Raw genomic sequence first — 18,876 nt, 5'->3', positions numbered from 1 at the left:
GTCCGACCCGATGTCGACTGGCGGGTCGCCGGGTGAGGGTGAGGGTGCGGTGCCACGCCGGGATCCATCGGCGCCTGTAACAGGAAGGAAACACGTCAATGCCGCGGCATGTCAACAGAACGCCGCATCTTTTTTCAGGTCGCGATGGAAGTCAGCGTGAAACACGCGTCATTCGGCGGCGGGCGCGGACCCGGTGGAGCCGCGGACGACCAGGTCGGTCGCGAGTTCCACGTGCAGCGCGTCGAGCTCGTGCCCGGCGAGCATCCGCCCGAGCAGGCTGACCGCCATGCGGCCCATCTCGCCCAGCGGCTGGCGGACCGTGGTGAGCGCGGGGTGGGCGGCGCTGGCGACGTCGATGTCGTCGAAGCCGGCCACCGACAGGTCGTGCGGCACGCGCAGGCCCCGGTCCGCGGCGGCGTGCAGGGCGCCGACGGCCATCTTGTCGTTGAACGCCACCAGGGCCGTCGGCCGCTCCCGCCGGTCGAGCAGCTCGGCGGCGACCCGGTAGCCCTCCTGCACGGTCGGGTCGGTCACGGACCGCACCAGGTCGGGGGTCGGCAGCACGCCGACGCCGACGAGGGGCGCGAGCCAGCCGGCGAGCCGGTCGGTGCTGGCCATCCACTCCGGCGGGCCGCCGAGGATGCCGATGCGGCGGTGCCCGAGCTGCGTCAGGTGCGCGACCAGGCGCCGGGCCCCGGCGAAGTTGGCCGCGGACACCGCCGCGATGTCGCGCGGCGGCGACGTGCGCGGGTCCACCACCACGAACGGGAACCCCTGGTCGCGCAGCCGCTCCAGGTCCGCCTCGGGCTCCGAGGGCAGGATGAGCAGCGCACCGGTCACCTGCGGCCAGCCGGTGAGCGTCTTGAGCACCTCGGTGCGCTTCCACGACGACTCGCCGGCGTCCACGATCGCGTGCATGCCGTGCACGTCGAGGGCCTCCGCGATCGCGGAGACGATGAGCCCGAAGTAGTCGGTCAGCACGTACGGGCAGCGCACGTAGACGCCGTTGTCGGCCTTGACGGCGCCGGAGCCGCGGCGGCGGGGTGCCTGCCGCCCCAGCCCGCCCATCGCGTCGAGGACCCGGTCCCGGGTGTCCGGGGCGACGTTGGAGCGCCCGTTGAGCACCCGCGAGACCGTCGCGATCGACAGGCCCGTCTGCTGCGCGACGTCGCGGATCGTGACGCGCTGCGGTGCCGCGGCGGGCTGCTCTGTTTCACGGCTTTGTTTCATCACGTCACAGCCTATCTGGCCCTGATACGTCGACGTGGCGACAGCGCCAGTGGGTCTTTGTACGCATTGCCGCCGGCCCAGGCACGGTGCCATACGAGGGCAACCATCCTCGATGCCTCAAGGAGCGCCACCATGCGTTCAACCAGTTCATGGCTCCGGGTCGCGGCCGCGTTGGCCGTCGGCGCCGGGCTGCTCGCCGGCGCCGGCCGCGCCGGTGCCGCCGACCCGTCGGACCTGACGGGCGGCGTACCCGCGCCGAAACTCGAATGGAGCGACTGCGGCGGCGGCTTCCAGTGCGCGACCGCGGCCGTGCCCCGCGACTACCGGGACCGGCGGGGTCCGGCCTTCCGGCTGCCCGTCATCAAGTGGCCGGCGAAGGACCAGACGCGCCGGATCGGCACGATGTTCGTCAATCCCGGCGGGCCCGGCGGGTCCGGGGTCGGGTTCCTGCGCGGCGCGCCGCCCGGGGCCCTCGACACGTTCGCCCGCTTCGACGTGGTCAGCTGGGACCCGCGCGGGATCGCCGGCAGCGTCCCGGCCGTCGACTGCAGCACGCCGGAGGAGGACAACGCGTCCCCCAGCACCACGTTCACGCCGCTGTTCGAGCTCGACCTGAAGGCGGCGGTACACGGTGCCCGCACCTCGGTCAGGACGTGCGCCGAGCGGAACCCGGGGATCCTGCCGTACCTCGGGACCGCGAACTCGGCCCGGGACCTGGACCTGCTGCGGCGGGCCGTCGGCGACGAGAAGCTCACGTATCTCGGCATGTCCTACGGCGCGCACATCGGCGCCACCTACGCGAGCCTGTTCCCGGGCCGGGCGCGGGCGCTGCTGCTGGACTCGCCGGTCGACCCCGACGTGTGGGCGAACCGCCCGATGGAGATGCGCCGGGAGCAGAACGCGTCGTTCGAGGACTCCCTGGACCGGTTCTTCGCCTCCGGCGGGTTCACCGAGGACGGCTTCGACGACCTGGTCGCGGCGATGAACCGGGTGCCGCTGCCCGCGCCGGGCGCGACGCACCCCGATCCGGTCCGCGGCGACGACGTCCTGCGGGTGGCCACGAACGCGATGTACGCCAGGTACGACTGGACGCTGCTGTCGCAGGCGCTGCGGCAGGCGGCGACCGGCGACGCCAGCATGATGCGCGACCTGCTCGACTACTACACCGGCCGGGCGCCCGACGGCACCTACCAGGCGACCGCCGCCTACTTCGCGGTCACCGCGCAGGACCACCGGCTGCCCCGCGACGTCTCGGACTACGTCGGCGACGTGCGGCACCAGTACACGATGTTCCCGCACCAGTGGATGTACGCGTTCGGGCAGGACCTGGTGTACGCCGTCTACGACCAGCCGCAGAAGGACGTGTTCCGGGGACCGTTCCGCAACCCGGCCGGCGCGGCGCCGGTGCTGGTCATCGCCGGCACGCACGACCCGGCGACGCCGTATGGGTGGGGACGGCGGATGGTCGAGCAGCTCGGCAACGCGCGGCTGCTCACCTACCGCGCCGACGGGCACGTCGCCGCGACCGACTTCAACCCGTGCGTCGGCGCGGCGATGCTCGCCTACCTCGACACGGTGACCCTGCCGGCCCAGGGCGCCTCGTGCACCCAGAGCGCACCCGCCGCGCTGACGGGCGGCACCGCGCCGCGGTGGGTCGTACCACGGCAACGCTGACGGCATGAGGGGCCGGACCTCCCCGGCCCGGCCCCTCTCCCCCGATGCACCGCCCGGCGCGCTACTCGGTGCGCAGGGCGGTCGCGGTGCGGATGCGGGCGGCCCAGCCCGCGGGCAGCAGCGCGCCACAGCCGGCGATCGCGAGCCCCCCGAGGACCAGCGGCACCACCATCAGCGGGCCGTACACCTCGATGTAGCCGGGCGGGAGCCCGGTGCCGGCGGCGCGGCCCATCGCCGGCAGCACCGCGTGGTGCAGCAGGATCCCGACCGGTACCCCGATCGCGCCCGCGAGCAGGCCGGTGCCGGCGACGGACGTGAGGACCATCGAGACCGTCTGCCGCGGTGACATGCCCAGCGCCTTGAACACGCCGAGGTCGTGGACGCGTTCGCGGGTGTCGAGCACGAGCGTGTTGAGCACACCCATCCCGGCGACGACGACGAGCATGACGGTGAGCGTCGCGGCGAGGGTGTCCATCGCGACCACGGTGCTGCTGATCTCCGCGACGTTGACCTCGGCGCCGGCGCCGAGCGGCTCCAGCACGGCGTTCAGACCGTCCACATAGGACTTCGCGGAGACGCCGTCCTTGAGATCGATGTGCAGCTCGACCCCCCGGGGTTCGACGGTCGTGCCGAGCCCGGCGAGGGTGGCCTTGTCGGTGACGACGACCCGCCCGTCCTCGCTGAGGTCGAGGGACTCCCCCACGATGCGGACCCTGACGGACTTCCCCGCGTCCGACAGCGTGGCGGTGTCGCCGACGTGCAGGCCGGTGGCGTTCAGGAACCCGGTCGGCACCACGATCTGGCCGGGCCCGTCGAACCACCTGCCGGAGATCATCTCGTAGCTGGCCCAGGACGAGTCGCCGTCGAACACGATCACCTGCGCCGCGCCGGCGAGGCCGGAGACGCTGAGCTCGACCTCGCTGGTGCTGTAGCTGCGGTGGGTCCCCGGCTGCGCCTGGACCGCGGCGGTCATCTTCGCCAGGGCCTCGGCGGCATCGGCGGGTGTGGGCGGCTGCTGCCCGGGCCTCGGCGGTCCCATGCCGGTGTGCGCGACGACGTCGCCCGCGTTGCGGCGGTTCAGGCCCTCCTGGATGTCGGCGAGGGACGTGGCGAGGCCGACGCCGAACGTGACGCCGAGCGCGCCGAGGGCGACAGCGGCGACGATCGTCGCCGACCGCGACGGGCTGGTGAACGGGTTCGCCAGCCCGAGGCTCACCGGCCGGGGCAGCGGCAGCCGGCCGAGGACCCGCCGGGCCGTGCGCCCCCGCCCGGCGACCGGGGTCCGGCCGACGGACAGCGCGGCGACGGTTTGCAGCCGGCCGGCCCGCAGCGCGGGGAAGAACGCGGTGACCGCGACCGCGACGAGCGCGACGATCGGCACGACCACGCTCACCCAGGGCTCGATCGTCATCGTCGCGGTGTCCAGCGCCTCGCTCTCGTCCTGCAGGACCGGCACCGCGGCCAGGTTGCCCAGGATCACGCCGAGGACGGTACCGACGGCCGCCGGGATCAGCGCCTGCCCGACGTAGGCGCGGGTGACCTGGGCGGGGGTGAAGCCGACCGCCTTCAGGATGCCGATGCGCCGGGTCGCGGCACCGACCGACCCGCTGACCACGACGCCGATGATGAGTACCGACATGCACAGGCCCAGCACCCCGAACGCCACCACGAACGGCACGAACGTGGCCGCCATGCGCTCGGCGGCGTGCTTCACCGTGAGGTACGACGTGGCGCCGGTCAGCGCCTCGGCCGGCACGGCGGCGGCGACCGCGGACCGGTGCGCGGTCATCTGCGCCTCGGTGGCGACGTCGTTGAACCGGTACAGCATCTGGAAGCCGCCGGTGTCGGCCGCGCCGGCCATGGCGGCCAGCTGCTCCGGCGTCGTCCACGCCTCGCCGCTGCCGCCGACGGACCGGGCGATCCCGACGACGGTCAGCGTCGGGCTGCCGGGCGCGTCCTGGAACGTGAGCCGGTCACCGACCTCGAACGGCCCCTTCCCCGCCGCCCACACGATCTCCCCGGTGGCGGCGGCCCAGCGGCCCTCGGTCAGTTCGAGCTTGTCGACGGGGCCGCCGGCGTCGGCGCGGCCGACGAGCGCCGCCGGTGGCAGCGTGATACCGCCCGGGATCCGGTTCCCGCCCTCGGTGGTCGTCGGGCGCAGCGACACCGTCCTGAACGGCCCGGCGGTCGCGGCCGCCCCGGACGAGGCCCCGGTGGCCGCCACCGTGGCCGAGTCGACCAGCTTGGCGTCGAACGCGGCGGTCAGGTGGGCGCCCTGCTGCTTGGCGAACCCCGTGTCGAACGGTGCCTGCGACGCGACCAGCAGCCCCGCCGCGAGCACCGACGCGGACACCGCGAGCAGCGTCGTCAGCGCCATCACCACCGACTGGACCCGGCGGCGGCCGCCGGCCCGCACGATCCGGCCGACGCTGCTCACCGGGCACCACCGGCGGTGACGGCGCTGCTGTCGGACAGGCCGTGGCCGCCGTGCCGGACGTCGCGGCTGAGCCGGCCGTCGACGAGCTCGACGGTCCGCGTGGCGCACTCCTGCGCCAGGGTGACGTCGTGGGTGACCAGGACCAGCGTCTGCCCCTCGCGGTGCAGGGCGGACAGCAGGTCGCGGACCTCCCGGCCGGAGGCGGTGTCCAGCGCGCCGGTCGGCTCGTCGGCCAGCAGCAGCGACGGCCGGTTCATCAGCGCCCGCGCCACCGCGACCCGCTGCCGCTCACCGCCGGACAGCCGGCCGGGGAACGCCTTCGCGTGCCGCTGGACACCGAGGCGCTCCAGCAGCTCCCCGGCTCTCGCGGTGGCCTCGCCGCGGGGTACCCCGGCCAGCTGCGCCGGCAGCAGCACGTTGTCGTGCACGGTCAGGTCGTCGACCAGGTTGAAGAACTGGAACACCATGCCGATGCGGGCGCGGCGGTACTTCGCCGACGCCGCCTCGCCGAGGCCGTCGACGCGGACCCCGTCGACGGTGACGCTGCCGGACGTCGGCCGGTCCAGCCCGGCGATCAGGTTCAGCAGCGTCGACTTGCCACTGCCGGACGCGCCGAGCACGGCAACGGCCTCACCGGCGTCGATCCGCAACGTCAGGCCGGCGAGCGCCGGCGGCCCGTCGTCGTAGCGTTTGCTCACGTCGCTGATCTGGATGAGTGGCGCGGTCACGGGTACCTCCACGGCTGCGGGACGAATTGGACGCTCCGACCGTATTGACGCGGCGTGCCCGGACACGTCGCCCGCGGTGACGGCTTCGTCTCGCCCGTGCGGCGGAGCACGGCCGGCGTCATCCCTTCGGACTACGCCGCGCGGCGCGCCGGCGTGGTCACCGAAGCCGATGCCGCCGGGCGGAGCGCTTGGCAGACTGGTGCGATGGACACCGGGTTCGTCACGCGACAGCTCCGGGCGATCAACGCCGAGCTGTGGCGCGTGAGCGGCCCGGAGCCGAGGCTGAGCCGGTGGGCGTGGGCTGCCGACGCGGTGCTGGCGCTGCTGCTCACCATCGTCACGATCGACAGCGCCCTGAACCGTGGCGACGAGCACGCGCCCATGGAGATCCCGCCGGACCGGTTTCCGGTGGCGCCGGAGGTGCCGCAGCTGCCGGACTTCCGGCCGCCGCCGCCCGGCGACCACCACCCCGTCGAGGCGACCAGCTGGCAGCTCGTGCTGGTGGCCTTCACCGCGCTGCCGCTGGTGACCCGGCGCAGGTTCCCGATCGCGTCGATGTGGGTCATCGTCACCGCCGCCGCGTCGCTGCGCTCATGGCCCGGGTTCGACCCGACCGCGTCCCTGGTGTGCTTCGCGATCGCCGCGTATAGCGCCGCGCTCTACAGCCGCCACCGGCTGCTCGCCATCGGCAGCGTCGTCGTGGCCGCCGCCGGCCTGGTCTCCGTCGACCAGGAGAACGCGCCGGCGCCTGGGTTCGCGACGTTCCTGCTGCTGTGCGCGATCAGCCTCACCGCCAACGCCATCCACACCTGGAAGCAGCGGGCCATGGCGCTGCAACAGGAGCAGGCGACGGCCACCAGCCTCGCCGTGCAGCAGGAGCGGGCCAGGCTCGCCAGCGAGCTGCACGACGTCGTCAGCCACAACGTGAGCATGATGGTCGTGCAGGCCGGCGCGGCCCGCACGGTCCTGGACACGGCACCGGAGCTGGCCCGGGAGGCGCTGCTCGCGGTCGAGTCCAGCGGCCGCGCCGCGATGGTCGAGCTGCGCCACGTCATGGGCCTGCTGACGATGGACTTCGACGGCCCCGACCTCGCCCCGACCCCGGGCCTCGACCAGCTCGACGTCCTCGCCGACGGGGTCCGGCGCGCCGGGGTGCCGGTCGAGGTGGTCCAGACGGGCACCCGCGTGCCGCTGCCCGCCGGCATCGAGCTCGCGGCGTACCGCGTCGTGCAGGAGGCTCTGACCAACACCGTGAAGCACGCCGTCGGCGCGTCGGTGACCGTGACCGTCGAGCACACCCCGTCCGCGCTGCGCATCGACGTCACCGACACCGGCGGCACCGCCGACTCGGCCGCCGACCCTGGCAGCGGCCGCGGCCTGGCCGGGCTGCGCGACCGGCTGAGCGTGCACGACGGTAGCCTGTCCGCGGGTCCGACCGGCACCGGCGGGTTCCGGGTCCGCGCCGTCATACCGATCGGGGACACATGACTGACACGCTGCGCGTGGTGGTCGCCGACGATCAGGCCCTCGTGCGCACAGGCTTCCGCATGATCCTCACCGCGGGCGGCATCGAGGTCGTCGCCGAGGCCGTCGACGGCGCCGAGGCCGTCGACGCGGTCCGCCGCACCCTGCCCGACGTGGTGCTCATGGACGTGCGGATGCCACGCATGGACGGCCTCGAGGCGACCCGCCGCATCCTGGGCGGCCCGGTGACCGCCGCCGCGCCACGCGTCATCATCCTCACCACGTTCGACCTGGACCAGTACGTCTACGCCGCACTCTCCGCGGGCGCGAGCGGCTTCCTGCTCAAGGACGTCAGCCCCGAGCAGCTCGTGGCCGCGGTCCGCCTGGTGCGCGCCGGCGACGCGCTGCTCGCCCCGTCGATCACCCGCCGTCTCATCGAACGCTACGCGACCCGCGACGGCCGCACCGCCAGCCTGCACCGCGACCTGTCAGGCCTCACGCCCCGCGAGGTGGAGGTCCTGCGGCTGCTGGCCCGGGGCCTGAGCAACGCCGAACTCGCGGCCCGCCTCCAGCTCAGCGATGCCACCGTGAAGACCCACATCGCCCGCATCCTGTCGAAACTGCAACTGCGCGACCGCGCCCAGGCCATCGTCGCCGCCTACGAAACCGGCCTGGTCACCCCCGGCTCCGCCACCCCCTGACCCGCCCCGCTTCGGAGAAGTTCGCGGAACTCGAACGTGTTTCGCGGCGGGCGGCGAAGGGTGGGCGGGGTCAGCGGGCGGTGGGGACCTCGGCGCGGAACGTGGTGGCGTCCAGGTCGTAGCGTTCCAGGAAGTCTGCGACCGCCTCGATGACGACGCGCTCCACGATCTTCACGTACTTCGCGGCCTCCAGGGCCGGCAGGGCGGCGGGGTCGCCGGGTTCGCTCGCGAGTTGCCGCACGCCGAGGCGGGCGCTGTGATCGTGCCAGCCGCCCCGGTGGGCACGCCGCGCCGCGGTGCTCAGGGCGCGCGCCGCCGTGCGGGTCAGCCGCCACGGCGCGGCCGTCAGTTGTGTCAGCAGTTCCAGGTGTACGGCCGGCGCCTGCGCCACGTAGCACGACGTCCGGATCAGGGGCAGGACGTGTGCGGAGAACTCGACGTACACCACGGACGCCTCGATCGACGTGTGCACGAACACCGACACGTGCCCGTCGCCGTCGTCGGACGGCACGAGCGGCCTGCCCTCCGCCGTGGTGACGCCGCGGGCCCGTGGCAGCACCACGACCCGGTCGTAGTGACGCAGGCCCTCCTGCGGGGCGCGGACGACGGCGTCGAGGGCCTCCCGGGAGGCGAGCGGCAGCGGGGTGCCGCCGTCCAGCAGCGGGTCGCCGTCGCAGCGGACGCCGTCGGCGGCGAGGTACGGCGTGACGGTCAGGCCCGGGACCCCGGCATGACCGGCGCCGTCGCCGAGGCCCTGCAGCGCCTGGCCCATGTGCCGGCGCAGCAGGACGGGGTCGAGGGTGGCGGGGCTGCGCGGGCGGTACACGCCGGAATCGGTCGCCCGCAACGCCACCGCGACCGACCACGCCCGCACCCGCGGCCCGGCGCCGACGAACGGGTCGGCGCGGCTGAACGCGACGTTGCCCGCTGCGCGGCGGCGACCACCGCGACCCGGGCGGCCGTCGCGGCCCGCAGCGGGGCGGGGTTGGTGGGGACGGCGAGGGCGGCGCCGGTCCACCACAGGTGCGCGAGGTGCCCGGCGGCCGCGCCGGTCAGCAGCACCGCGAGCGCAACCCAGACGCGCGGGCCGGGCGAGGCGCCGGCGGCGGCGACGAGGCGGTCGAGCTCACCACCGGCGGATTCGGGGCAACGGCTCCGCCCGGTGCGGTGGCGGTGCCGAGGACGGTCAGGGCCGCGCCGACGACGGTCACGAGACCGAAGACCAGCACGGCGGCGAACAGCGCCCGCCCGGCCGGCGGCACCGCCCGCACGGGCCCCGTCCGGCACAGCCCGACGGCGGCGCCGGCGAGCAGCACGGCGGCGGTGCTGCGGGGCGCGAGGACGAGCGCGACGAGCACCACCACGGTGAGGAACCCGTCGCGGGCGGTGGTGAGGAACCTGGCCCGCAGCGCATGGCACAGCACCGGCGCCAGGTCGAAGCCGACCGACGGGGGCACGGCCCGGCGTGGGTCGTCGGTGAGCTCCGCGACGACAGTTCGGGCCAGGCCGGCGTCGAGGTGTACGGCCGCACACAGCCGCCTGGTCGTGGTCGACGGCATGCGCCGCGACGTGGGCACGTCGGGCATCGAGAACAGCGGCGGCGCCCAGGGCTCCCGTCTCGCCTGCCGCGGCGGCCCGTCCCCGCGACCGGTCCGGCCGTCCGACGCGGAGCGGCCGTCCGACGCGGAGCGGCCGGCAGGAGCGGGTCGGTCGGCAGCAGCGGGTCGGTCCGGGGATCCGGTCGGGTGTGCAGCAGATCCGGCCGTGCGTTCGGTCTGTTCGGCGGACGCGGCCGGGCGCAGGGCGGGCGTCGACGGCGGCACGGCAGTCGTGGACCGTTGCGCGGCCGACCCGGACGGCGGGCGGTCCGCCGCCGTGAAGGGCAGCCTATCCTCCGGCATGGACGGCGGGCGGCCGGCTTCCGTGAACGGGTGCTCCGCCGCGCCGGAAGCACGCTCCGCCGGGCCGGAAGCACGCCCGCCGGGCCGGAAGCACGCCCGCCGACGGGGCGGCGCGGCGCAGGAGCACGGCGCAGTGCAGGAGGGCGGCGCGGCGCACGACGGCGGCGCGGCGCACGAGGGAAGGCAGGCCAGTCCAGGGCCGGCCGGGGCCCTGCGCCGACGCGGTGGTGGTGCCGCCGAACGCGGGGTGTCCCGGCTCAGCGCGGCAAGCAGCGGCACCGGGGCCGGGCCGCCGTGGTCGTCGCGGGCCAGCGCAGCGACGACCCGCACGGCGAGGCGGTCAACCCGCACGGTGATCGTCGCCGGTCTTCTTCCGGGCGGCGGGCAGCTTGACCCGCAGCCGGGACGGGCGGGTCGTGCCCACCAGCGGCGCGGAGGCGCCGGCGGGGACGGCGGCGTCCGTACCCACGGCGACGTCGGAAACCACGGCGGGGCGGGCGAGCCGGACGAGCTGTGTCAGCAGCAGCGGGGCCGCGAGCCCGACGGCGGCCGCACCGCCCGCCGTCGACACCTGGCCGGCGGCGGCGACGGCAGCGGCGAGCCCGGCGCCGGCGAGGCAGCGGACCGCGGCGGAGATGGCGTACGGCACCCCGCCCGGCTCCCCCGCACCACGCCAAGGCGGTCGGCCCGCCCGGCGCAGGGCACCGAGCAGGTCGAGGCATTCGAGCGCGAGCGCCGCGAACAGACCCCACATGGCCGCACCGGCTGCGCTCATCGGATCACCATAGGGACGGCCGGGTCCGCCTTCCAGAGGATCGACCGGCCGTCACCCGGTCGGGTTGCCGGCGCCGGGGTCAGCCGGGTGGCTCGGCCGCGGCGGCGAGACCGGCCAGGACGGCGGTGTAGACGCCGCGGCGGTCCGGGCGGGCACGGCCGGCTTTCGTGACCGCCGGCGCGGCGGCCGGGCCGAAGCGGGCCAGGCCTGCCTCGGCGGTACGGCGGACGGTCGGGTCGGGGTGCAGCAGGAGGCCGACGACGGCGCCGATCGCCGGGGTCCAGGCGGCGCCGCTGACGGCCCGGATCGCGGAGCGGACGATGTCCGGCTGCGGGTCGGCGAGCAGGATCTCGCTGTGCCGCAGGTACGCCGGGCGGTCCAGCAACTGCCGCGACACGCGGTGGGCGTGCAGGCGGACCTTCGGCTCGGGGTGGCGCAGCAGGTGTTCGAGGAGCTCGGCGACGTCGGTGTCGCCGTCGCCGGTCGACTCGGCGAGGCCGGCCAGGGCGACCCGGATCTGCCCGGCGTCGCCGTCGCGGGCCCGGTCGAGCAGTTCCTGGCGGGTCGGCGGGCGGGCGTCCGCGGGCCGCGCGGGCCGCTCCAGCAGCGCGGCCGGCAGGCGCGGCTCGACCGGCGCCGGCACGAACAGCGGGTGCAGCGGCTCACCGAGGACGGCCGCGCGGACGTCGTCCGGGAGCCGGCGCAGGGTCTCGCCGGCCGCTGTCCGCACGGCCGGTGCGGCGTGCTCCCCAGCCGTCGCAGGGCCGGGACGAGCGGTGCCAGCCCCGCCGTGCCGAGGTGACCGGCGAGCCGGACCGCCCGGACGAGCACGTCGTCGCCGGCGGCGGTGGCGGTGAGGTCGGCGGCGGTGAGGGTGCGGGCGAGCGCGGCGGTGGGGTGCACGTCGGCGTCGCCGCGCAGGTACGCGGCGAGCAGGCGCCGCCGGACGTCCGGCTCGGGCCAGTCCAGCAGCGCCTCGGCGGCGCGGCGGCGTTGCGTGGTGCCGGGCGTGGGAGCGTCGAGCATGTCGAGGAGCCGGTCACGCTGGACGGCCGAGCGGGGCTGGTCGAGGTCGCCGTCGTGCGGTGTCCGCGGCGCCGGGCCGTGACGGTGCGCCTCCTCCTCGATGGTCCACAGTGGAGCGTCGATCGGCTGGAGGTCCGTCATCCGGTCCAGCAGCGCCGGGCGGTCGCCGGGTGCGGTGGCGGGCCACGCCTCGAGCAGCGCCGCGAGCCGTTCCCTGGAGTCTTCGCCCGCGGCACGCCGGGCGACGGCGAACGCTTCCCGAAGCACCGAGACCTCGCCCTGCCACGGGTCGGCGCCGAGCGCGGCGTCGGCGAGGGCACGCTCGAGGTCGGCGCGGGTGAGGACCGCGCCGCACCGGCGCAGCAGCGGCAGGGTGCTGCGCCGTCCGGCCGGCGATGGCGGTACACGCCGCAATCCGGACGCCACGTCGAACGCCGCAACGGCGGTGAGGTGCGGTGCCAGGTCCTCGAGGACGGCGAGCAGCCCGTCGCGGTCGGCGTGCGACAGCTCCCCGACGCCGGCGACCAGGGCCTGCCGCGAGTGGGTGAACGCGGCCCGTTCCGCGTCGGTCCACGGCGCCGGGCAGCAGCGCAGGACCAGCCGCAGCACCGGCGGGCGGATCGCGGGAGCGGTCTCGGTCTCAGTCGCTGCGAGCCTGAGCCAGTCGGGCAGCAGCCGTCGCAGCCCGGGCAGCAGTGCCTCGGGCAGGTCCGCGGGGTCGTGGCCGGTCGCGAGCCGGCGGGCGGTCGCCTCGTGCCACCCGTGGCGGGTCAGCGCGTCGACGTCCGGATGCGGGCCGGCGGCCGGGGATGTGGCGGGCGGCGTCACGCCGTGCGCCACCATCCTGCTCGCGAGGTCGGCGGTGGTGCCGGCGCGCAGGCGCACGCGGCCGGCGGTCACCAGCCGCAGCAGCGCCGGGCCTGCCGGGGAGCCCTGGTCCGCGAGCGCCGCAACCGAACGCGCCGGCAGGGCGCGGTCGAGCGCCTCCAGCAGCAGGTCACGGGTGCGGCCGGGCTCGGCGTGCTCGGCGGCCGCCAGGACCGTCGCGTCGGCGGCTTCGCCGAGGACCGCCCGCAGCGCCGACATCAGCGCCGAGCGCAGGCCCGGGTTGTCGTGCCGGCCGAGCCAGGCGAGCAGGTGCGGGACCGTTGCGGGGGTTCCGGCGGTACGCAACGCCTCGGCGGCCGCCTTCTTCACGTTCATGTTCGGGTGGTCGAGGCAGGCGGCGACGGCGTGGGCGGCCCACCGGGCGCCGACCTGGCCGAGCGCGGCGAGGGCCTGCCGGGCCGTCTGCACGTCCGCGGCCCCGGTCAGCACCGTCAGGGTCGCCGCCAGCGCCTCCGCGCCGCCGCCGTCGCGGGCCAGCAGCGCGATGACGTGCTTGCGCACGTGCGGGTCGCGGTGGCGCAGCAGCCGGTGGACGCGGGCGCGGGTGCCCTCGTACGGCGCGCGGTGCAGCAGTTCGAGCAGCACCGCCAGCTCGGTCGGCGTCGCCCGCGGCCGCTCCAGCAGGTCCAGCGCGACGCTCGCGACCAGCGCGTCCCCGGCGGCTGCGGCCGAGGCGGCGTCGAGCAGGCAGACCGGCCGGATCCGGCCGCGGTGGTACAGCCGGCGCCCCAGGCCGTGGATCGCCTCGACGACCCGCTGCGGCACGACGGGCATCGGCTGGGTGGCGCCCACCGGCCGGTCGGCCTCCACGGCCGCGGCGGCCAGGTCCTCGGGGACCGTGTGCCGCTGCCCCGGCGGGTTACCACGGGTGTCCCAGGCGACCGCGAGCTCGGCGACGATCCGGCCGAGCACCTCGGTCACGGCGGGCACGGCGCCGGCGTCCGCGTCCCGGACCAGCGTGACCAGCGCTTCGACGGGCCGGTCCGGGGCCGCGCGGGCCCGCAGCACCGCCAGCTCCCGCTCGTCGGCCCGGCCGAGGTCCGCCGCGACCTCGGGCAGCCTCGCCGGGTCGAGCCGGCGCAGCAGCGCGTGCCGGCGGCCGGGCTCGACGAGCCGCCAGCACAGTTCGAGCGCCTGGATCCGCCACGGCCGCAGGTACGGCGTGCCGTCACCGTCCAGCGCGCCGGTCAGTACCGCAACGGTCCGCGCACCCCCGACCGCCTCCAGGGCGTGCAGCGCCGCGACGGGCGCCCTGGGCAGGCCGGCACGGCGTCCTCGGCGGGCGCGTGGCGCAGCGCCCGGATCGCGGCCAGCACCGGCTCGGGCGCGACCGCGGCCGGCAGCAGCGCGGCGAGGTCGCCCCCGACGTCGAGGTCCGGCGCGCCCTGCCGGGCGAGCGCGACCAGCAGCTCCAGCCGCCGCGGCCAGCCGGGATCGCCCGCCGCCGCGTCCAGGAGCGCGCCGCGGACCTGGTGGCGCGCGGTGTACAGCAGCATCGCCACGTCCTCGGCGACGATCGCGTGGTCGTCGAGGGCGAGGCCGACGACCCTGACCGCCTCGCCGTCGCCGGGAAACAGCCTCCGGTGGTGCATGGCGACGAGGCACGCGACGGCGGGCACCCCGAGCAGCAGCGGATCGGTGCCGGCCAGGTCGACGACGGCGGGGATGTGCCTGCGGTCGAGCAGACCACCGAGAAGCTCGAGGGCACGGCGCCGTGCCCGCGGCGGCAGCCCGGCGTCCGCGGCCGCGGCGAGCAGCGGGTCCCGCAGTCCGTGCCGGGCCGCGGCCGCCACCGCAGCCTCGACGACGTCCGCCCTGACGCCGCCGGCGGGGTCGCGGCGCACGTCGCGGCCGGAGCCGGGATCGCGGCGGGGATCGGGGTCGCGGGTGGCATCACCACCGACGTCGCGGGTGGCGGCACCCGGATCGCGGGCGGGGCCGGGGTCGCGGGCGGGGCCGGGATCGCGGGCAGGGCCGGGATCGCGGGCAGGGCCGGGATCGCGGGCAGGGCCGGGATCGCGGGCAGGGCCGGGATCGCGGGCAGGGCCGGGATCGCGGGCAGGGCCGGATCGCGGGCAGGGCCGGGTCGCGGGCAGGGCCGGATCGCGGGCCGGGATCGCGGGCAGGGCCGGGATCGCGGGCAGGGCCGGGATCGCGGGCAGGGCCGGGATCGCGGGCAGGGCCGGGATCGCGGGCAGGGCCGGGATCGCGGGCAGGGCCGGGATCGCGGGCAGGGCCGGGATCGCGGGCAGGGCCGGGGTCGTGGGCGGGGCCGGGGTCGCGGGCGGGGCTGGCGTCACCACCGACATCGCGGGTGGCGGCACCCGGATCGCGGGCGGGGCCGGGGTCGCGGGCGGGGTGGGGACGGCCAGCAGGGCGTGCAGGTGGTGTGGTGCGGCCGGGTCGACGGCGGCCCACGGCTGGGCCAGCTCGGTCAGGGCGCCGGCGACCACCGCCGGGTCGGTGCCGTCCAGGAGGCGGACCAGCAGGCGGCGGGCGGGTGCGGAGCGAGGACCGCGGCGCGCAGCGCCTCCCGGCACAGTCGCAGCGCGGCGGCGCGCAGGACCGGGTCGTCGCGGTCGGCGAGCTCGTCGATGAGCCGCCGCGGGTCGGGGACGTCGGCGCACCGCAGTCCGGCCACGGCCTGATACAGCAGCTCGCCGCGTGGGTACGCAGTGAGACTGCCCGGCAGGTGCAGGAGCTCGGCCCGCAGCCAGGCGACCCGCACCACGGCCGGCGTCGCGGCGTCGCGCCACCGTGGCCACGCGTCGGCCGGGAGGTGCCGGCCGTGGCGCTGGTACACCTCGGCGGTGGCCAGCGCGACCTCCGGCGAGGCGTCGAGGCCGCCACCCGCGTCCAACGCCGCGACGCCGGCGGGGTCGGGGCGTCGGCGAGCCGCTCGCCGAGCCAGCGCACGGCGAGCAGCCGCAGGCGCGGGTCGGCGTGGCGGGCGAGCCGGGCGAAGACGGCGGGTGGGCAGGCGGTGCCGTCGACGTTCGCGGTGAGCCAGTCCGCGTCGCCCCGTTCGACGGCGGCGGTCACGGGCCCGCTCGATGTGGTCACAGGCCCGATCCTAGGCACCGGAGCCCTGGTCAGGTGGATCGCGCGCCGGTGAGCGTGGTGATCTCGGCGATCATCTCCGGCCAGAGGGGGCGGGGCAGGTCGTGGCCCATGCCGGGGTAGATGACGAGACGGGAGCCTGGCACGGCGGCGGCGGTGGCGCGGCCACCGGACGGGCGGATGAGGGGGTCGGCGTCGCCGTGCAGGACCAGCGTCGGGACGCGGACGCCGGCGAGGGCCGCGCGGCGGTCGCCGGAGGCGCGGATCGCGGCGAGCTGGCGGCGGCCGCCGGCGGGGTCGTGGCCGCGGTCGTACGCGCGGCGACCGACGTCGCGCAGCCACTGCTCCTCGTGCGGGTACCGGGGAGAGCCGATCGCCTGGAAGACCCGGACCATCCGCTCGCCCGCCCCGTCACGGTCGGTGGCTGGGCGGAGGCCGAGCGCGGCGAGGGCGCCGGGGCGGGGGCGGCCGATCGTCGGTGACGGCGTGGACATGATGGACGTCAGTGTCCGTACGCGGCCCGGGTGGCCGATCGCGAGCGTCTGGGCGATCATCCCGCCGAGCGAGGCGCCGACCACGTGCGCGGCGGGCCAGCCGACGGCGTCGAGGACCGCTGCGGCGTCGTCGGCCATGTCGGTGAGGCGGTAGGGCGCGACGGACCGCGGGCGGGCGAGGAGTTGCAGCAGGCTGGGGTTGCCGGCGTGGGACCAGTGGGTGGACTGCCCGGCGTCGCGGTTGTCGAACCGCACGACGCTGAAGCCCTGCTGGACGAGCATCGCGCAGAACTCGTCGGGCCACGACACCAGTTGCATGCCGAGCCCCATGACGAGCAGCAGCGGCTCGCCGTCCGCCGGGCCGAGCCGCTCGTACGCGATGGTGACGTCGCCGTGCCGCGCCAGTCCGGTGACCATCGGGCCAGCATCCGCCATGAGACGCGATCTCCGGAAGTGCCCCCGGCCGCCAAGCGGCCGGGGGCGCCAGGCGACCGGAGACACGACGGGCGGCCGGAGGCACAGCGAAGGAACTCAGCCCACCTCGGCCGCCGAGCGGTCGAAGTGGTGCGGGTGGAGCCGGTCGGGCATCGCGGCGACGCCGGGCCCGCCGGCGGCGAGCCAGGACGTCACCGCGTCGAGGGCGTCGCCGTCGAGGACGTCGCCCAGGTAGACGGGTCTGGCCCCGCGGCGGCGGGCGGCCGGGCACGGCTGCACCACCAGGACGTTGGAGCGTTCGCAGACCGAGAGGCATTCGCTGACGCGGACGCGGTGCCGGCCGGCGCCGGCACGCAGCGCGGCGAGGTGCGCGTCGTGGTCGACGTCGGGGTGCTTGTCGGGACTGCCGCAGCAGCAGTCGCGGCACACCGTGAGCGTGCAGGTGTCGTCCCTCGACGGCGGGGCCATGGGGTCAGCGGCCCGCCGTCAGCACGGCCGGGCCGCGACCCGAGCGCTGGTCGGGGTCGCCGGGGACGGGAGCGGCCGGGTCGGTGCCGAGGTCGACGATGCGGTTGGCCCGGTCCACGTGGACGACGCGGGAGCGGTGCCGTGCGATCTCGGTGTCGTCGACCAGCTCGAACGACATGATGATCACGAGGTCGCCGGGTGAGACGAGGCGGGCGGCGGCGCCGTTGATGCCGATGATCCCGCTGTCGCGCTCGCCCTCGATCACGTACGTGGTGAGCCGTGCGCCGGTGTCGATGTCGACGACCTGCACCTGTTCCCCCTCGACGAGGCCGGCCGCCTCCAGCAGCGTGCTGTCGATGGTGATCGATCCAACGTAGTGCAGGTCGGCCTGGGTCACCGTCGCGCGGTGGATCTTGCCGCCGAGCAGGGTGCGCTGCATGCGTCGTCCTCTCCAAAGGGGCAGGCATGGGGAAGCCCAACCTAAGTTAGGCAATGCTAACCTACATTCCTGCCGCGACGCGCCTCCCTCCGGCCTGGCCGGCCGCAACCCGAACCTTCCAAGGAGCCCTGATGATCCGCGCCCCCCGATCCAGGAACTGGCTGCGCCATACGGCGCTGGCCGCCGCGGCACTCCTCGCCGCGACCACCCTCGCCGCCTGCGGGAGCGAGGAGAAGGAGACCGCCGCCCCGGCGAACGCGCCCGCCGCTCCCGCCGCCTTCCCGGTGACCATCGAGCACAAGTTCGGATCGACGAAGATCGAGTCCGAGCCGAAGCGGGTCCTCACCGTCGGCTGGAACGACCAGGACTACGCGATCGCCCTGGGCGTCACGCCGGTCAGCACCCGCGAGTGGTTCGCCGAGTACCCGAACTACCCGTGGGTCAAGTCGGTGCTGGGCGGCAAGGCGCTGCCGACCTTCTCTGCCGAGATCAACTTCGAGGCGATCCTCAAGGAGAAGCCGGACCTGATCCTGGCCATCTACGAGACGATCAACCAGGAGACGTACGACCGGCTCAGCCAGATCGCGCCGACGGTGGTGCAGTCGAAGGACTACGCCGACGAGCAGACCCCGTGGGACGTGCAGACCCTGACCACCGGCAAGGCCCTGGGCAGGTCCGCCGAGGCGAAGGCCCTCGTCGACAAGGTGAACGCCAAGATCGCCGAGATCAGGAAGGCGCACCCCGAGTTCGCCGGCAAGGTGCTCGTCGAGGACTACGGCCCGGAGAACGGCACGCACTGGCTGATCGCCGCCAAGGACCCGCGGCGCGCGGTGTTCGACGCGCTCGGCTTCGCCGCGCAGACAGACAAGGACGAGATCAGCGAGGAGCGGCTCGACCTGGCCGACAAGGATGTGCTCTTCGTCGTCGGCGCCACCAAGGCCACGATGACCGCCTCGCCGGTGTTCGCCAAGCTGAAGGTCGTCACCACCGACCGTACCCTGTACACCACGTTCGAGACCCCGCTCGCCGGTGCGCTGTCCTACAGCGGCCCGAACGCGCTGCTGTTCGCGCTGGACCTGCTGGTGCCGGCGCTCGCCACCGCCGTCGACAACGACCCCGCGACGAAGGTCCCGGACCTGGCCGCGTAACGACGAAC

At 75.8% G+C, this 18,876-nt stretch carries 16 protein-coding genes; 4 read left to right on the top strand and 12 right to left on the bottom strand.

Translation table 11 applies throughout. The features are described 5' to 3' along the window. Positions 1-168: 168 nt before the first annotated feature. A complete protein-coding gene (locus OHA72_RS31405) occupies positions 169-1,230 on the bottom strand; it encodes a LacI family DNA-binding transcriptional regulator (RefSeq protein ID WP_327011399.1) in 1,062 nt (353 codons plus the stop codon). A gap of 132 nt (positions 1,231-1,362) precedes the next feature. Between OHA72_RS31405 and OHA72_RS31400 the strand changes: the two genes are divergently transcribed. After that, positions 1,363-2,904, top strand: coding sequence for an alpha/beta hydrolase (locus tag OHA72_RS31400; RefSeq protein WP_327011398.1), 1,542 nt, complete (start codon positions 1,363-1,365; stop codon positions 2,902-2,904). A gap of 61 nt (positions 2,905-2,965) precedes the next feature. Here the strand turns inward: OHA72_RS31400 and OHA72_RS31395 are convergent, their stop codons facing one another. Beyond that, entirely contained in the window at positions 2,966-5,341 is a 2,376-nt protein-coding gene (locus tag OHA72_RS31395; protein WP_327011397.1) for an ABC transporter permease, read from the bottom strand. Then, complete coding sequence (locus OHA72_RS31390) at positions 5,338-6,069, bottom strand: ABC transporter ATP-binding protein (RefSeq protein WP_327011396.1); 732 nt, start codon at positions 6,067-6,069, stop codon at positions 5,338-5,340. Before OHA72_RS31390 ends, OHA72_RS31395 begins: the two co-directional genes overlap by 4 nt. A 204-nt stretch (positions 6,070-6,273) precedes the next feature. Between OHA72_RS31390 and OHA72_RS31385 the strand changes: the two genes are divergently transcribed. Continuing rightward, positions 6,274-7,557, top strand: a complete 1,284-nt coding sequence (locus tag OHA72_RS31385; protein WP_327011395.1) for a sensor histidine kinase — start codon at positions 6,274-6,276, stop codon at positions 7,555-7,557. Further along, positions 7,554-8,234 (top strand): response regulator, encoded by a 681-nt coding sequence (locus tag OHA72_RS31380; RefSeq protein WP_327011394.1) that lies wholly within the window; start codon positions 7,554-7,556, stop codon positions 8,232-8,234. The genes OHA72_RS31385 and OHA72_RS31380 overlap by 4 nt, the downstream gene beginning before the upstream one ends. A 70-nt stretch (positions 8,235-8,304) precedes the next feature. On the opposite strand, the gene OHA72_RS31375 is transcribed toward OHA72_RS31380, so the two are convergent. The 9 genes from OHA72_RS31375 to panD form a co-directional block, all read right to left on the bottom strand. Continuing rightward, entirely contained in the window at positions 8,305-9,252 is a 948-nt protein-coding gene (locus OHA72_RS31375; protein ID WP_327011393.1) for an AbeC-like domain-containing protein, read from the bottom strand. 34 nt (positions 9,253-9,286) lie between these two features. Then, positions 9,287-9,820, bottom strand: a complete 534-nt coding sequence (locus tag OHA72_RS31370) for a hypothetical protein (RefSeq protein WP_327011392.1) — start codon at positions 9,818-9,820, stop codon at positions 9,287-9,289. A 655-nt stretch (positions 9,821-10,475) separates the two neighbouring features. Beyond that, the gene (locus tag OHA72_RS31365; protein WP_327011391.1) at positions 10,476-10,910 is read right to left on the bottom strand and encodes a hypothetical protein; all 435 of its coding nucleotides are present in this window, start codon (positions 10,908-10,910) and stop codon (positions 10,476-10,478) included. Positions 10,911-10,961: 51 nt separating this feature from the next. Beyond that, the gene (locus OHA72_RS31360) at positions 10,962-13,832 is read right to left on the bottom strand and encodes a HEAT repeat domain-containing protein (RefSeq protein ID WP_327011390.1); all 2,871 of its coding nucleotides are present in this window, start codon (positions 13,830-13,832) and stop codon (positions 10,962-10,964) included. 179 nt (positions 13,833-14,011) lie between these two features. After that, the gene (locus OHA72_RS31355) at positions 14,012-15,277 is read right to left on the bottom strand and encodes a hypothetical protein (RefSeq protein ID WP_327011389.1); all 1,266 of its coding nucleotides are present in this window, start codon (positions 15,275-15,277) and stop codon (positions 14,012-14,014) included. Beyond that, entirely contained in the window at positions 15,259-15,684 is a 426-nt protein-coding gene (locus tag OHA72_RS31350) for a hypothetical protein (protein ID WP_327011388.1), read from the bottom strand. Before OHA72_RS31350 ends, OHA72_RS31355 begins: the two co-directional genes overlap by 19 nt. A gap of 232 nt (positions 15,685-15,916) precedes the next feature. Next, positions 15,917-16,795, bottom strand: coding sequence for an alpha/beta fold hydrolase (locus OHA72_RS31345; protein ID WP_327011387.1), 879 nt, complete (start codon positions 16,793-16,795; stop codon positions 15,917-15,919). A 114-nt stretch (positions 16,796-16,909) separates the two neighbouring features. Continuing rightward, on the bottom strand, positions 16,910-17,281 hold the full coding sequence (locus tag OHA72_RS31340) for a hypothetical protein (RefSeq protein ID WP_327011386.1): 372 nt from the start codon (positions 17,279-17,281) through the stop codon (positions 16,910-16,912). Between the two features lie 4 nt (positions 17,282-17,285). Continuing rightward, complete coding sequence (gene panD, locus OHA72_RS31335; protein WP_327011385.1) at positions 17,286-17,720, bottom strand: aspartate 1-decarboxylase; 435 nt, start codon at positions 17,718-17,720, stop codon at positions 17,286-17,288. A gap of 131 nt (positions 17,721-17,851) precedes the next feature. Between panD and OHA72_RS31330 the strand changes: the two genes are divergently transcribed. Continuing rightward, positions 17,852-18,868 carry an ABC transporter substrate-binding protein gene (locus tag OHA72_RS31330; protein WP_327011384.1) on the top strand — a complete coding sequence of 339 codons (1,017 nt, stop codon included), beginning with the start codon at positions 17,852-17,854 and terminating at the stop codon, positions 18,866-18,868. The last annotated feature ends 8 nt before the right edge of the window (positions 18,869-18,876 follow it).

The sequence above is a fragment of the Dactylosporangium sp. NBC_01737 genome (genome assembly GCF_035963215.1).
In the GTDB taxonomy this organism is placed as follows: Bacteria; Actinomycetota; Actinomycetes; order Mycobacteriales; family Micromonosporaceae; genus Dactylosporangium.
The sequence above is the reverse complement of the archived record's forward strand: the minus strand, read 5'-3'. Positions and strand labels throughout refer to the sequence as shown.

Bases quoted from the DNA above. Each gene is read 5' to 3' on its own strand.
- OHA72_RS31405 (WP_327011399.1), bottom strand. From the start codon at position 1,230: ATGAAACAAAGCCGTGAAACAGAGCAGCCCGCCGCGGCACCGCAGCGC.
- OHA72_RS31400 (WP_327011398.1), top strand. From the start codon at position 1,363: ATGCGTTCAACCAGTTCATGGCTCCGGGTCGCGGCCGCGTTGGCCGTC.
- OHA72_RS31385 (WP_327011395.1), top strand. From the start codon at position 6,274: ATGGACACCGGGTTCGTCACGCGACAGCTCCGGGCGATCAACGCCGAG.
- OHA72_RS31380 (WP_327011394.1), top strand. From the start codon at position 7,554: ATGACTGACACGCTGCGCGTGGTGGTCGCCGACGATCAGGCCCTCGTG.
- OHA72_RS31370 (WP_327011392.1), bottom strand. From the start codon at position 9,820: ATGCCCGACGTGCCCACGTCGCGGCGCATGCCGTCGACCACGACCAGG.
- OHA72_RS31365 (WP_327011391.1), bottom strand. From the start codon at position 10,910: ATGAGCGCAGCCGGTGCGGCCATGTGGGGTCTGTTCGCGGCGCTCGCG.
- OHA72_RS31345 (WP_327011387.1), bottom strand. From the start codon at position 16,795: ATGGTCACCGGACTGGCGCGGCACGGCGACGTCACCATCGCGTACGAG.
- OHA72_RS31340 (WP_327011386.1), bottom strand. From the start codon at position 17,281: ATGGCCCCGCCGTCGAGGGACGACACCTGCACGCTCACGGTGTGCCGC.
- panD (WP_327011385.1), bottom strand. From the start codon at position 17,720: ATGCAGCGCACCCTGCTCGGCGGCAAGATCCACCGCGCGACGGTGACC.
- OHA72_RS31330 (WP_327011384.1), top strand. From the start codon at position 17,852: ATGATCCGCGCCCCCCGATCCAGGAACTGGCTGCGCCATACGGCGCTG.